This window comes from Rhodococcus chondri (genome assembly GCF_036327435.1).
In the GTDB taxonomy this organism is placed as follows: Bacteria; Actinomycetota; Actinomycetes; order Mycobacteriales; family Mycobacteriaceae; genus Rhodococcus; species Rhodococcus chondri.
Genome location: NZ_JAUZMZ010000048.1, coordinates 1 through 14,321 on the forward strand (window position 1 = coordinate 1; position 14,321 = coordinate 14,321).

13 protein-coding genes are annotated in these 14,321 nt (G+C 66.8%); 4 read left to right on the forward strand and 9 right to left on the reverse strand.

Annotated elements, in window-relative coordinates; genetic code table 11:
• Positions 1-256: AMP-binding protein (locus tag Q8814_RS10645; RefSeq protein ID WP_330151983.1), on the reverse strand; the 256-nt coding region annotated here is incomplete at its 3' end.
• Positions 257-374: 118 nt separating this feature from the next.
• On the opposite strand from Q8814_RS10645, the gene Q8814_RS10650 reads away from it, so the two are divergent.
• Positions 375-1,391 (forward strand): ferredoxin--NADP reductase, encoded by a 1,017-nt coding sequence (locus tag Q8814_RS10650; RefSeq protein ID WP_330151984.1) that lies wholly within the window; start codon positions 375-377, stop codon positions 1,389-1,391.
• A gap of 71 nt (positions 1,392-1,462) precedes the next feature.
• Here the strand turns inward: Q8814_RS10650 and Q8814_RS10655 are convergent, their stop codons facing one another.
• The 4 genes from Q8814_RS10655 to Q8814_RS10670 all read right to left on the reverse strand — a co-directional run bounded on the left by Q8814_RS10655 (position 1,463) and on the right by Q8814_RS10670 (position 5,529).
• The gene (locus tag Q8814_RS10655; protein ID WP_330151985.1) at positions 1,463-2,533 is read right to left on the reverse strand and encodes a CaiB/BaiF CoA transferase family protein; all 1,071 of its coding nucleotides are present in this window, start codon (positions 2,531-2,533) and stop codon (positions 1,463-1,465) included.
• Positions 2,530-3,486 (reverse strand): LLM class F420-dependent oxidoreductase, encoded by a 957-nt coding sequence (locus Q8814_RS10660; RefSeq protein WP_330151986.1) that lies wholly within the window; start codon positions 3,484-3,486, stop codon positions 2,530-2,532. The genes Q8814_RS10655 and Q8814_RS10660 overlap by 4 nt, the downstream gene beginning before the upstream one ends.
• Positions 3,487-3,550: 64 nt before the next feature.
• A complete protein-coding gene (locus Q8814_RS10665) occupies positions 3,551-3,952 on the reverse strand; it encodes a cobalamin B12-binding domain-containing protein (protein WP_330151987.1) in 402 nt (133 codons plus the stop codon).
• Positions 3,952-5,529: a methylmalonyl-CoA mutase family protein gene (locus tag Q8814_RS10670; protein WP_330151988.1), complete on the reverse strand. Its 1,578-nt coding sequence runs from the start codon at positions 5,527-5,529 to the stop codon at positions 3,952-3,954. The genes Q8814_RS10665 and Q8814_RS10670 overlap by 1 nt, the downstream gene beginning before the upstream one ends.
• 84 nt (positions 5,530-5,613) lie before the next feature.
• Here Q8814_RS10670 and Q8814_RS10675 point away from each other — a divergent pair, with 84 nt between their 5' ends.
• Positions 5,614-6,441 carry an SDR family oxidoreductase gene (locus tag Q8814_RS10675; RefSeq protein ID WP_330151989.1) on the forward strand — a complete coding sequence of 276 codons (828 nt, stop codon included), beginning with the start codon at positions 5,614-5,616 and terminating at the stop codon, positions 6,439-6,441.
• Positions 6,442-6,504: 63 nt separating this feature from the next.
• On the opposite strand, the gene Q8814_RS10680 is transcribed toward Q8814_RS10675, so the two are convergent.
• Complete coding sequence (locus Q8814_RS10680; RefSeq protein ID WP_330151990.1) at positions 6,505-6,798, reverse strand: WhiB family transcriptional regulator; 294 nt, start codon at positions 6,796-6,798, stop codon at positions 6,505-6,507.
• A 3-nt stretch (positions 6,799-6,801) separates the two neighbouring features.
• Entirely contained in the window at positions 6,802-8,436 is a 1,635-nt protein-coding gene (gene pgi, locus Q8814_RS10685) for a glucose-6-phosphate isomerase (protein ID WP_330151991.1), read from the reverse strand.
• A gap of 77 nt (positions 8,437-8,513) precedes the next feature.
• Between pgi and Q8814_RS10690 the strand changes: the two genes are divergently transcribed.
• The gene (locus Q8814_RS10690) at positions 8,514-9,965 is read left to right on the forward strand and encodes an NAD-dependent succinate-semialdehyde dehydrogenase (protein WP_330151992.1); all 1,452 of its coding nucleotides are present in this window, start codon (positions 8,514-8,516) and stop codon (positions 9,963-9,965) included.
• A gap of 8 nt (positions 9,966-9,973) precedes the next feature.
• On the opposite strand, the gene Q8814_RS10695 is transcribed toward Q8814_RS10690, so the two are convergent.
• Positions 9,974-10,279: a chorismate mutase gene (locus Q8814_RS10695; protein ID WP_330151993.1), complete on the reverse strand. Its 306-nt coding sequence runs from the start codon at positions 10,277-10,279 to the stop codon at positions 9,974-9,976.
• 198 nt (positions 10,280-10,477) lie between these two features.
• On the opposite strand from Q8814_RS10695, the gene pcrA reads away from it, so the two are divergent.
• On the forward strand, positions 10,478-12,847 hold the full coding sequence (gene pcrA, locus Q8814_RS10700; protein WP_330151994.1) for a DNA helicase PcrA: 2,370 nt from the start codon (positions 10,478-10,480) through the stop codon (positions 12,845-12,847).
• Between the two features lie 78 nt (positions 12,848-12,925).
• Here pcrA and Q8814_RS10705 read toward each other — a convergent pair whose 3' ends face one another.
• The gene (locus Q8814_RS10705; protein WP_330151995.1) at positions 12,926-13,885 is read right to left on the reverse strand and encodes a M23 family metallopeptidase; all 960 of its coding nucleotides are present in this window, start codon (positions 13,883-13,885) and stop codon (positions 12,926-12,928) included.
• Positions 13,886-14,321 lie beyond the last annotated feature (436 nt).

The following is a 14,321-nucleotide window of genomic DNA, read 5'->3' on the forward strand; positions in this document are numbered from 1 at the left end:
GGCCGGTGACGTCGAGGGCATGCACGACCTCGTCGCGTTTCCATGCCGGACTCATCAGCACGACAGCGGCGCCGAGCCGCCAGATGCCCAGCACTGCGACGACGAATTCGGGCCGGTTGGACGACATCAGCGCGACACGGTCGCCGGGCAGGACTCCGCGCTCGCGCAACGACGCGGCCAGGCCGTCGGCCGTCGCGTCGAGTTGCGCGCGGCTGTACTCCTGCCGGTCGAACGCCAGCACGGTCCTCTCGGCCATCCCCGTTCCTCACCGCTCCTGTATCGATAGACGAACCTCGCCTCGAGAGCTTTCACTCTCTTGTGTGAGAATAGTACTCTCCAAGTAGTAGAACATTAATACCAGGAGGAGACGGTCCATGGCGAGACCACCTTTGTTTCAGCGCGCGACCGTTACCCGGATCGTGAAGGAGACCGACGACGCCCGCACCTACGTCCTCGCACCCCTCGACGGCCCGTTCACCTACCGGGCCGGACAGTTCTGCACGTTCCACGTCAAGGTGGACGGAACCGATCTGTACCGGTCGTACTCGATGTCGAGCGCTCCCGAGACCGACACCGAGATGATGACCACCGTCAAACGTGTGCCCGGCGGCAAGGTGTCGAACTGGCTGCACGACAACGTGTCCGAGGGCGACGAAGTGCAGATCACCCGCCCGGCCGGCACCTTTCTTCTTCGCCCCGGCGAGGGCACGGTCATCGGCTTCGCCGGCGGTAGCGGCATCACCCCGATCCTGTCGCTGGCAAAGAGCGCGCTGGCCACCACCGACCGCGACGTGCGCCTGCTGATCGCCGACCGCGATCGGTCGTCGGCCATCTTCGACGCCGTGACGGACGAACTCGTCGCGAAGTACCCCGGCCGGCTCACCGTCGTCCGGCACTTCGACGACGAGAAGGGCCTGCTCGATCCCGCAGCCGTCCGGGAGTTCGTCGGTGCGGAGACCACCGCCGACAGCTACCTGTGCGGGCCCGAGCCGTTCATGGACATGATCGAGTCCGCACTCGCAGGCACCGGCCAGGTGTACAGCGAGCGCTTCGGCAGCGCCGCCGAACCCATCAAGCAGGAGGACGAGCCGGCCGCCGCCGCGCCCAGCGCCGAGGTCGAAGGAACGGTGTCGATCCGGCTGGGCAACAAGCGGGCGTCCGTACCGCGGCACCCGGGAGAGACGCTGCTCGAGAGCGCCCGCCGCGCCGGACTCGCCCCGCCGTTCTCGTGCGAGGCCGGCAACTGTGCCACGTGCATCGCGAAGATCACCGACGGCAGCGCGACGATGCGCGTCAACGATGCCCTCAGCGACGACGAGATCGCCGACGGCTACACCCTCACGTGCCAGGCCGTGCCCGACAGCAACGACATCAAGGTGCGGTACGAGTAGACGACATCTGCTCACCGAGCAGTGATCTGCTCAGGAAATTCCTGAGCAGATCACTGTTCGGTGAGTCGGAGTCAGTGCGACGGCGCAGGCACGTCGCTGTGCTCGCCCAGAGCAGGCGGCGCGCCGTACTCGGGCTCGTAACCTCGGATACGAATCGGATTGGCGACGAGACGGAACTCGCCGGCCGTCACCACCGCGTCCGGAGTCTCGGCCAGCGCGTCGGGCAGCGACCGCACCGCGGCCGCCGGCACCCCGAGCGGACGCAACCGGGACTCCCAGCCGATCGCGGTGTCCCCGGCGAGCACGTCGCCGACCACCGCCAGCACCTCGTCGCGACGCCGGGCCCGTTCTGCCATCGTTCCGAAGCCTTCGATGCCCGCTTCCGTCGCGAACAGCCGCCAGAATCCGTCGTGCGTGACAAACAGGGCGAGATACCCGTCTGCAGTCGGAAACAGCTGCGCCGGGACGTAATACGAGTGCGCACCGTTCGGCATCCGGCGCGGTTCGGTGCCTTCGTTGAGATAGGCCGATGCGCGGTAGTTGAGCTGCGAGAGCATGACGTCGCGCAGCGACACGTCCACCTGCCCACCCCGCCCCGACACGATCTGGGCAAGCAGCCCGAGCGCGGCCGTCAGGCCGGTCGAGTTGTCGGCGGCCGAATACCCGGGCAGGGTCGGTGGGCCGTCCGGGTCGCCGGTGAGGGAAGCGACACCCGTGACCGCCTGGATGACGTAGTCGAATGCCGGGTCGTCGCCCGAGTCGAGCCCGTAGCCGGTGAGCGCGACGCACACGATCTTGTCGTTCCATCTGCGCAGGGCGTCGTAGGTCAGACCGAACCGGCGAATGGCCGACGGCTTGAGATTGACCAACAGCGCATGCGCCCCGGCTGCGAGTTCACCGAGCCGGCGCTGCCCCTCATCGGTGGTCAGGTCGAGGCAGATGCTGCGCTTGCCCCGGTTCAGGCTCGCGAAGTACGCGTCGCTCACCTGCCGCGACAGGTCGCCGGTCGGTGGTTCGATCTTGGTGACCTCGGCCCCGAGATCGGCGAGCATCATCGTCGCGTAGGGGCCGGCGAGGATGTGTCCCACCTCGAGGATCCGGATGCCGGCCAGCGGGCCGGTGTGGGAGGGCTCGGAACTCACCGCAGTTCCTTCGCGAGCTCGGCGACCACTTCGCGCGTGCGGTACTTCGACGCGACCAGCTCGTCGCGGTTGTTGCCGATGGGCAGCAGTCGCATGGACAGGTCGGTGACTCCGGCGTCGCGGTAGCGGCGGAAGCCCGCGAGGATCGCTTCCTCGTCGCCCACGATCGCCATCTGGCCGATGTCCTTCGCCTCGCCCTGCTCGAGCAGACGCTGGTAGTTGGGCGAGATCTCGGCTTCCGCAAGGATCCGGTTGGCACGATCGCGGGCCACGTCCTCCTCGTCCGGCGCGCACAGGCACACCGGAACCCCCGCGACGATCCGCGGGTCCGGACGTCCCGCTTCCGCGGCGGCCTTGGTGATGCGGGGCACGATGTGCTCGGCGATGGCTCGTTCGTCGGCCATCCACAGAATCGTGCCGTCGGTGTGTTCGCCGGCGAGCCGGAGCATGACCGGTCCGAGCGCGGCCACCAGGATCGGCATCGGCGCGACCGGGGCGATGTCGAGCGGGTTGTGGACACGGAACGTGTCGTTCTCGACGTCGACCGAGCCGGACCCGGCCCGGGCAGCGTTGAGTACCTCGAGATAGTCGCGGGTGAACTTGGCCGGCTTCTCGTACGGAAGGCCCAGCATGTCCTCGACGATCCAGTGATGCGACGGCCCGACTCCGAGCGCGAGCCGCCCGTTCAGAGCGGCGTGCGTGGACAGCGACTGCCGCGCCAGCGCGACCGGGTGCTGCGCCTGCAGCGGCACCACTGCCGTGCCGATCTCGATCCGTGAGGTTCGTGTGCCCATCAGAGCCACGGCCGTCAAGGCATCGAAGTCCGTGGGGATCTGGGGAACCCATACGGTGTCGAACCCCGCAGATTCGGCCCACTCGACGTCTTTCAGCATCCGGTCGACCTTGCGAGCAGTGTCGCCCTGCTCGGGTCCGACCATCACTCCGATCCGCACAATTCCTCCAGGTTCGAGAAGCTCGGTTCTATTGCGTATGCGAGTTGGGCCGGCACAGCGCCTTCTATGCCGGTGCCGCGTTCTCGGTGAGCTTGCGTACCCCGGTGACCAGCACGTCCAGCGGTGTGCTGGTGGGGAATACGGCGGCCGCACCGGCCTCGAGGAGCTTGGGCACATCGGCCTGCGGGATGGTGCCGCCCACGATCACCGCGATGTCGCCGGCATCGGCCTCGCGCAACGCTTCGACGGTGCGGGTGGTGAGCGCGACGTGTGCGCCCGAGAGAATACTCAGTCCGACGACCGCGACGTCTTCCTGCAGCGCGATCGAGACGATGTCCTCGACCTTCTGGCGGATGCCCGTGTAGATCACTTCGAAGCCGGCGTCGCGCAGGGCACGTGCGACGATCTTGGCGCCACGGTCGTGGCCGTCGAGGCCCGGCTTGGCGACGAGGATGCGCGCGGTCATCAGAACACCACCGGCTGACGGAATTCGCCCCACACGGCCTTCAGTGACGAGACCATTTCGCCCACAGTGCAATACGCGTTGGCGCAGTCGATCAGGGAATGCATGAGATTGTCGGTTCCTTCCGCTGCGCGGGACAGGGCGGCGAGGGTGCTGCGCACGGCCTCGGGGTCGCGTTCTGCCTTGACTTTCGCGAGCCGCTTCAGCTGCATCTCCCGGCCTTCGGCATCCAGCTCGTAGGTCGAGATCTCGGGCTGCGGCTCGTCGGAGACGAACTTGTTGACGCCGACGACGGGCCTGGCACCCGACTCGACGTCCTGGTGGATCTTGTACGCCTCGTCGGCGATGAGGCCCTGGAGATAACCGTCCTCGATGGATCGCACCATGCCGCCGTGGTTCTCGAGGTCGGTCATGATCTCGATGATCCGCTCTTCTGTTGCGTCGGTGAGAGCTTCGACGAAGTACGAGCCGCCGAGCGGATCGGCCACGCGGGTCACGCCGGTTTCGTACGCGAGGATCTGCTGGGTGCGCAGCGCGAGCGTCGCCGATTCCTCGCTGGGCAGGGCGAACGGCTCGTCCCACGCGGCGGTGAACATCGACTGGACGCCGCCGAGCACCGAGGCCATCGATTCGTAGGCCACGCGGACCAGGTTGTTCTGCGCCTGGGGGGCGTAGAGCGACGCGCCGCCGGCGACGCATCCGAACCGGAACATCGACGCCTTGTCCGAGGTCGCGCCGTACCGTTCGCGGACGATCGTGGCCCACCGACGGCGTCCCGCACGGTATTTGGCGATCTCTTCGAAGAAGTCGCCGTGGGTGTAGAAGAAGAACGAGATCTGCGGGGCGAACTGCTCGATGGTCATCCGCCCGCGTTCGATGACCGTGTCGCAGTAGGTGACACCGTCGGCGAGAGTGAACGCCATTTCCTGCACCGCGTTGGCGCCCGCGTCGCGGAAGTGCGCGCCGGCCACCGAAATCGCGTTGAAGCGCGGCACCTCCGCCGCGCAGAACTCGATGGTGTCGGCGATCAACCGCAGCGACGGTTCGGGTGGCCAGATCCACGTCCCGCGGGAAGCGTATTCCTTGAGGATGTCGTTCTGGATGGTGCCCGTGAGCTTCTCGCGAGGCACACCTTTACGTTCGGCCGCCGCGACATAGAAGGCCAGCAGGATGGCCGCCGTCCCGTTGATCGTGAAGCTGGTGCTGATCTTGTCCAGGGGGATGCTGTCGAACAGGATCTCGGCATCGGCCAGGGTATCGACCGCGACGCCGACACGACCGACCTCTTCGGTGACCTCGGGGTCGTCCGAGTCGTAACCGCACTGCGTCGGCAGGTCGAGCGCGACCGACAATCCGGTACCGCCCTGTTCGAGGAGATACCGGTAACGGCGATTGGATTCCTCGGCGGTGCCGAACCCGGAGTATTGGCGGAACGTCCACAGCCGGCCCCGATAGCCCGAGGAGAAGTTTCCGCGGGTGAAGGGGTAGGTGCCCGGCGCGGGCGGTTCGGTAACCCGGTCGCTCGGTCCGTAGACCGGCTCCAGCGGGATACCCGACGAGGATGCTACGAAGTCGTTCACAGCGGATACATTACTTGCAGAAAATGAGAATGCCAATATCATCGGTGAGAACGTATTGGCAGAGGTAGGGGATCAGGGAGAACGATGTCGAGTCAGAACGCACTTCGCGACCGCACCATGGTCATATCCGGCGCCAGTCGCGGAATCGGGCTCGCGATCGCCGTCGCCGCCGCCCGACAGGGCGCCAACGTAGTACTGATGGCCAAGACCGCAGAACCGCACCCCCGCCTGAAAGGCACGGTGCACACCGCCGTCGCCGAGATCGAGGCCGCGGGCGGCGAGGCCGTGGCCGTCGTCGGCGACGTACGCAACGAAGACGACGTACAGCGGGCCGTCGACACCGCTGTGGAGCATTTCGGCGGTATCGACCTCTGCATCAACAATGCGAGCGCGATCGCCACCGAACCGACCGAGGATCTCTCGGCCAAGAAGTACGACCTGATGCAGGACATCAACTGCCGCGGCACGTTCCTGCTCACCAAGGCGTGCCTGCCGCACTTGCGCAAGTCCGAGAATGCGCACGTGCTCACGATCTCCCCGCCGATCAACCTGAATCCGGCGTGGCTGGGCGCGCATCCGGCCTACACCCTGTCGAAGTACGGAATGTCGCTGCTGACACTCGGGTTCGCGAACGAGCACGCAGACGCCGGCATCGCCGCGAACTGCCTGTGGCCGCAGACCTACATCGCGACGTCCGCCGTGGCGCACATGCAGGACGGCGACACGCTGCTCTCGTCGTCGCGCAGCCCCGAGATCATGGCCGACGCAGCCGTCGAGATCCTGTCGCGACCGGCGAAGGAGACCAGCGGTAACTGCTACATCGACGCCGACGTTCTCATCGAGTCCGGCGTCGAGGATCTGTCGCGCTACGGCGGTGGCGACAACCCACAGATCGACCTGTTCCTCGACTGACACGCAATACGACGAGGCGGCACCGGGCTCGACGCCCGGTGCCGCCTCGTTCGTGTGCCCGGATTACCGCACCGGGTTACGCCGCCGTCGTGCCGCCCGGCGCTCGTCTTCGGTCATACCGCCCCAGATGCCGTACCGCTCACCGGATTCGAGCGCGTAATCCAGGCACTGTGCACGCACTTCACATCCGCTGCAGATCCGTTTCGCTTCGGCCATCCGGCTCTCCCGCGCCTCACCCCGTTCGTTGTCGGGATGAAAGAACACCGTGCCGTCGACGTCCCGGCACGCGGAGTCCATCTGCCAGGACCATGACTCGGCGACGGGCGGAGGCAGTTTCAGCAGTTTCAGCGCGGGCATGGGTCAGGCTCCCTTCGACATGCTTCGGTAGGTGGCGATGAGGGCGTCGGTGGAACCGTCACCGGTCGAGACCGGCCCCGTCCCCGACACCGCCGGCTGCAGTTGCGTGGCCTGCACCTTACCGAGCTCGACACCCCACTGATCGAACGAATCGATCCCCCAGACCACGCCCTGCACGAACACCTGATGCTCGTACAACGCGATCAACTGCCCCACCGTCGACGGCGTCAACTCCGGCGCCAGAATCGTCGTCGACGGCCGATTCCCCGGCATCGTCTTGTGCGCGACGAGTTCCTCGGCCGTGCCCTCGGCCCGGATCTGCTCGGCGCTCCTACCGAACGCGAGCACCTGCGCCTGCGCGAACATGTTCGCCATCAACACCGCATGCATACTCACCCCGTCCGCGGTCACCAGATCCTCCCCCGCCCGCGCGAACCCGATGAAATCCGCCGGCACCAGATGCGTGCCCTGATGCAACAACTGATAGAACGCGTGCTGACCGTTGGTCCCCGGCTCCCCCCAGAAGATCTCCCCGGTCCGATACCCCACCGGCGACCCGTCCGCCCGCACCGACTTACCGTTCGACTCCATCGCCAACTGCTGCAGATACGCCGGGAACCGCACCAGATCGTTCGCATACGGCAACACCACCCGCGACTGCGCCCCCAGAAAACTCGTGTACCACACCCCGAGCAACCCCAGCAGCACCGGCGCATTGGCCTCGAGTGGCGCGGTGCGGAAATGCTCGTCGAGCAGGTGGAACCCGGCCAGCAGCTCGGCGAACCGCTCCCGCCCGATCGCGCACATCACCGCCAACCCGATCGCCGAATCCACCGAATACCGGCCCCCCACCCAGTCCCAGAACCCGAACATGTTCGCCGGATCGATCCCGAACTCGGCCACCCGCCCCGCGTGCGTGGACACCGCCACGAAATGCGCCGGCACCGCCTCCTCACCAAGGGCGGCGACCAGCCAGCGCCGCGCCGCGGTCGCATTCGACAGCGTCTCGAGGGTGGAGAACGTTTTCGAGGCCACCACGAACAGCGTCGACGCCGGATCCAGCCCGGCCAGCGCCGCGGTCAGATCCGCCGGATCGACGTTCGAGACGAACCGCACCGCCGGCCCGTCGTGATACCCCCGCAACGCCCGGGTAACCATCACCGGACCCAGATCCGACCCGCCGATGCCGATGTTGACCACCGTGGCGATCGGCTGCCCGCTCGCCCCGCGCCACGCCCCCGACCGCACCCGGTCGGTGAACTCGCCCATCGCCGTGAGCACCGCGTGCACGTCGGCGACCACATCCTGCCCGTCGACCACCAGCGTCGCGGTCGCCGGCAACCGCAACGCGGTGTGCAGCACCGCCCGATCCTCCGAGGTATTGACGTGCGCCCCGGACACCATCCGATCACGCTGCCGCTCGACCCCCGCCACCCGCGCCAACTCCAACAACAACGCCAGCGTGCGATCGGTGACCCGATGCTTGCTGTAATCGATCACCAGATCTCCGGCGGAAACCGTCAACGATTCCGCTCGCTCCGGGTCCGCCGCGAACAACTCCCGCAACGTCGTCGATTCGACCTCGGCGCGATGCTCGGACAACTGCTGCCACGGGGCCGTGCGGGTCACATCGTTCATGAAATGAGGTTAATCGTCGCCCGCAGTTACCGCCGGGTTCGTGCGGGCGCGGCAGGTGCTCGCGCATGATGGATTTCATGGACACCACAGAACTCATCCGGTCCGTGCCCACCGATCTGTTTCTCGGCGGCGAATGGGTAGCTGCCGAGGGCAAAGCGACCTTCCCCGTCCACGATCCGGCGACCGGGCAGGTGCTCACCGAAGTTGCCGATGCCACTGCGAACGACGCCGCGCGTGCCCTCGACGCCGCCGTCGCCGCCGGAGGGGAGTGGGCCGCCACCGCCCCGCGCCAGCGTGGTGAGTTGCTGCGCGCCGTGTTCGACAAGATCACCGCACGCGCCGACGACTTCGCTCTGCTCATGACCCTCGAGATGGGTAAGGCGCTCCCCGAGAGCCGGTCCGAGGTCACTTATGGTGCGGAGTTCCTGCGCTGGTTCTCGGAGGAGGCCGTCCGGATCGCGGGCCGCTACACGCCCGCGCCGGGCGGCACCGGGCGCATCATGGTGACGAAGCAGCCCGTGGGACCGTGCCTCGCGATCACTCCCTGGAACTTTCCCCTCGCGATGGGCACCCGCAAGATCGGTCCCGCGCTGGCCGCCGGGTGCACGATGCTCGTCAAACCTGCCTCGGAGACGCCGCTGACCCTGCTGCTGCTCGCCGAGCTCTTCGCCGAAGCCGGCCTGCCCGCCGGAGTGCTGTCGGTGCTACCCACCTCCGATGCGGGCGGGGTCACCGGCCCACTCCTCGACGATCCGAGGCTGCGCAAGCTCACCTTCACCGGGTCGACGGGTGTCGGTCGCTCGCTTGCGGAGAAGGCCGGCCGGTCGCTGCTGCGCACGTCCCTCGAATTGGGCGGCAACGCGCCGTTCGTCGTCTTCGAGGACGCGGACCTCGACGCCGCGGTCGAAGGCGCTCTCGCCGCGAAACTCCGCAACGGGGGTGAGGCATGCACCGCCGCGAACCGGTTCCACGTTGCGAATTCGGTGCGGGAGGAGTTCGTCGCGAAACTCACCGAGCGGATGTCGACGTACCGGCTCGGCCCGGGCACCGATCCCGACTCGACTCTCGGTCCACTCGTCAACGCCGACCAGCGGGACACCGTCACCACTCTCGTCGGCGATGCGGTGTCGGCGGGCGCGAAGCTGCGCCTCGGTGGGGAAACCCCGGAGGGCACGGGGTGGTTCTATCCGGCGACCGTGCTCGACAACGTGCCGGCGCAGGCACGCATTCTGCGGGAAGAGGTGTTCGGTCCGGTGGCTGCGGTGACGGGATTCGACTCCGAGGAGGAAGCGATCGCGGCGGCCAACGCCACCGAGTACGGGCTCGCGGCCTACATCTTCACGCGCGATCTGGACCGTGCTCTTCGGGTGTCCACGGCGCTCGAATCGGGAATCGTCGGCGTCAACCGGGGCGTCGTGTCGGATGTGGCCGCGCCGTTCGGCGGCGTCAAGGCCTCCGGTCTCGGTCGTGAAGGGGGCAGTGAGGGGATCGAGGAATACCTCGAGACCAAATACATCGCCCTGCAGTAGACCGGCCGCTAGTGGCCGAGGCGGCCCCGGCCGAGGCGCAGCAGCAGCATCGCGAGGGTATGGCCTTCCTGGCCGAGCTCGCTGAACCGCTCGAGCACCTTCATTTCCCGGCTGTGCACGAGCCGGGTGCCGCCGGACGCCATGCGTGTCCGGCCGATGATGCGGGAGACCTCGGTGCGGCGCTTGACCGCAGCGAGGATCTCGGCGTCGAGACGATCGATCTCCTTGCGGAGGTCCTCGATCTCGGCTTCGGTGGTGGGCACCGGTGTCTCGTCGGTGGCTTCGGAAACGGAGGCGCCGAAATTCGTGTTCATGTCATCTCCTCGCTCGTTCTGGAATCGTCCCGGGGTCGGGTGGTGTTACCGGGATCGGACGATGTCTGTGGTGGGACGGTACCGACCATGCAGACAGGATCGGCGAAAAGCACATGACATATGTCCAGTTTGCCATCCGGACACCCGGCGGCCAAGTCGGGAATTGCTGTCGTGCCGGTCCGGTAGTTTGGTAGAACGATGAACACGCCTGCCGCTCTCGCCCATCCGGTTCCCGCGTCCGACACCCTGCTCGAGGGTCTCAATCCACAACAGCGGGAGGCGGTCACGCACGAGGGCGGGCCGCTGCTCATCGTGGCGGGCGCCGGTTCGGGCAAGACTGCGGTGCTCACCCGCCGGATTGCGTATCTGCTGGCCGAACGGGGTGTCGCCCCAGGTCAGGTGCTTGCCATCACGTTCACCAACAAGGCTGCCGCGGAGATGCGAGAACGTGTCGCGGGCCTCGTCGGGCGACGCGCGCACGCGATGTGGGTGTCGACGTTCCACGCGAGCTGTGTGCGGATTCTGCGGGCGCAGGCGGCGCTGCTGCCCGGCATGAATTCGAACTTCACCATCTACGACGCGGACGATTCCCGCCGGTTGCTGACCATGATCTCGAAGGATCTCGAGCTCGATACCAAGAAGTACTCGGCGCGGCTGCTCGCCACCCAGATCTCGAATCTGAAGAACGAGCTAATCGGTCCGGAGGAAGCTGCAGCCGCGGCCGGAACCGACGCGGTGGAGCTGGTCAAGGTCGTCGCGAATGTCTATGCGCACTATCAGAAGCGGCTGCGCGCGGCGAACGCGTTCGACTTCGACGACCTCATCGGTGAGACAGTGGCTCTGCTGCAGTCGCACCCGCAGATCACCGAGTATTACCGGCGGCGTTTCCGGCACGTTCTCGTCGACGAGTATCAGGACACCAACCACGCCCAGTACGTGTTGGTCCGCACGCTGGTCGGTGAGGCCGGCGACGACAGCCCGGTGCCGCCGAGCGAGCTGTGTGTGGTCGGCGACGCCGACCAATCGATCTATGCGTTCCGTGGTGCCACCATCCGCAATATCGAAGAGTTCGAACGCGACTACCCCGAAGCCCGGACCATCCTGCTCGAGCAGAACTACCGCTCCACACAGAACATTCTGTCCGCGGCGAACTCGGTGATCTCCCGCAACACCGGACGCCGCGAGAAGCGACTGTGGACCGACTCCGGCACCGGTGAGCTCATCACCGGGTACGTCGCGGACAACGAGCACGACGAAGCGCAGTTCGTCGCTTCGGAGATCGACCGGCTCGTCGATGCGGGCGACGTCAGGTACTCCGATATCGCCGTGTTCTACCGCACCAACAATTCCTCGCGCGCATTCGAGGACGTGTTCATCCGCCACGGCGTGCCGTACAAGGTGGTCGGCGGCGTGCGCTTCTACGAGCGCAAGGAGGTACGCGACATGGTCGCGTACCTGAAGGTTCTCGACAACCCGGACGACACGGTCAGCCTGCGGCGTGTTCTCAACACACCGCGCCGGGGCATCGGCGACCGCGCGGAGGCGTGCGTAGCCGTACACGCCGAGCGGCTGGGGATCGGTTTCGGGCAGGCTCTGCTCGACGCCGCGGCCGGAACGGTGCCGCTTCTGAACACCCGGGCGCAGAAGGCGATTGCCGGTTTCGTCGCGTTGCTCGACGATCTGCGTGAGATTCTCACGGCGACCGACGCCGACGGCAACGATGCGGTGGATATCGGCGACGTCGTCGAGGCTGTCCTCGAACGTACCGGCTACCGTGCCGAACTCGCTGCGAGCGACGATCCTCAGGACGGTGCCCGGCTCGACAATCTCAACGAACTGGTCAGCGTTGCAAGAGAATTCAGTTCCGACGTACGTAACGCCGCGGGTCTGGCCGATGAAATCGAAAGGGAGGAGGGCGATCCTGCTCCCGGTTCTCTCGCAGCGTTCCTCGAGAAGGTGTCGCTCGTGGCCGACGCCGATCAGCTACCCGAAAACGAGGACGGCGTAGTCACTTTGATGACGCTGCATACCGCGAAGGGCCTCGAGTTTCCGGTCGTGTTCGTCACCGGATGGGAAGACGGGCAGTTTCCGCACATGCGCGCGCTGGGCGATCCGGCAGAACTGTCGGAGGAGCGGCGCCTCGCATACGTGGGTATCACGCGTGCCCGGCGTCGGCTGTACGTGAGCCGGGCGGTGTTGCGCTCGGCCTGGGGTCAGCCCGTGTCCAACCCCGAATCTCGTTTCCTGCAGGAGATTCCGCAGGAACTCATGGATTGGCGTCGAATCGACCCAGGTCCGGCGCGTGGGCTCTCGATCGGATCCGGTTACGGTTCGCGGTTCGGGGGAGACGAGCGTCGTTCGGCGACACCGTCTTTCGGTGCGGCTCGCGGGCGCAACAATCATCTCGTGCTCGCTGTCGGCGACCGGGTCAGCCACGACAAGTACGGGCTGGGAACGGTGCTGGAGACGAAGGGCTCCGGACCGACCGCGACAGTGGTCATCGATTTCGGAAGTGCCGGCAAGGTGCGGCTGATGCTGGTCGGCGGCGTGCCGATGATCAAGCTCTGATGATCGAGCTCTAGAGCGGTCGGGCGCCCGGGGGAGACTCGGGGCACCGGTCGATGCGGTGAAGGACCGGCGGGGAGATCAGTGGCGGTTGGTTCCGAGCGCGATCCCGCGCGTCGCGAGCCACGGCACGGGATCGATCTTGTCGACGCCGTTGAGGTGAACTTCGAAGTGCAGGTGGGGACCGGTGGAGAACCCGCGGTTGCCCATGGTGGCGATCTGATCGCCGGCCATCACGCGCTGGCCTTGGCTCACGAGCGACTGGTCGATGTGGCCGTAGATGGTGACGGTGCCGTCGTCGTGCAACAACCGGACCCACAGTCCGAATCCGGAGGCGGGTCCGGTTTCGAGGACGGTGCCGTCGGCGACCGCGAGGATCGGGGTGCCGATCGGGCCGGCGATGTCGACGCCCGCATGCAGCGTGCCCCAGCGGGCGCCGAAGTTGGACGTGAACGCACCGAATGCCGGGACCGAGAACAGCGGGCGGCGTGCGGCCTCCTCGCGGGCGGCGCGCTCTTCGCTGAAGCGCTGGCCCTTCGCGAGCAGGTTGGAGAACTGCGACAGATCGTTGGGATCTGCGATGTTGAGTACCTGGGGTGCCTGTGACGGCGCGGCCGAGGTGCTGTCGGCGGTGGCGGCGAACTGCGCGGCCTGCGGCACCGCGGTGGCGGTGATGACGTTGGACTCGCCCGCGGCGAGGGCGACCTCGGCGTGCTCGACGTTCTGTCCGGGACCGCCGTTGGCGGCGGCCTGTCCGGCTGCGACAACGGCACCGGCGGCGACGGCGAAGACCGCGGCGCGACCCTTGAGTGCTGTGGGGGGTGTGGGAACCCGATGCGCTCCACCGCGGGAAGCGGGAGCGTGGACGTTCTGGGCCGGACCGTTGTCCCGGACCGGTTCGCTGCCGTAGTAGGTAGGTTCGGCCCGCAGTCCGGTGGTGCGGAAGTCGACGGTGTTGGACGCGTCCCACGGGTCCCAGGCGTCGTGCTCCGACTCGGGGTGGCGAGTGCGACTTTCGGCAATCGGGCTGCCTGGGCGCATGCCATCCTCCGTTTCGTGACCTGACCGTTATTTGGACCGAGGCGACGGTAACGAAACGATCGCAGTGGAGGCAACCCGTATCGGCCCTCGAGCGGGTTATGTGACTGGCATCACAGTTAGATCCAGCGGAAACAGGGAAATGTCCCGTCGGTCTCGAATCCAAACCTGAAAATTTCCGGTCATCACATTCCAGGGTGCCGACGGCTGTGGGTGAGGCGCCGGACGGGGTGCTGGCGAGCCCGTGCGGAGCCGCGCGACGGTCTCCGATCGGCACCTGTCATCCTGTGGGTGGTGCTCCTCTCGGTTGCGACTGGCTCACATTCCGGGAGGGAAGCCCGTGAGGTAATCCTGATGCCCGCGATCGCCGTGACATGCGCCACATGGCCGCGCTGCGAACGCTTCGTGGGTTGTCCGAGTAACTAGAGTCCGAAACGAC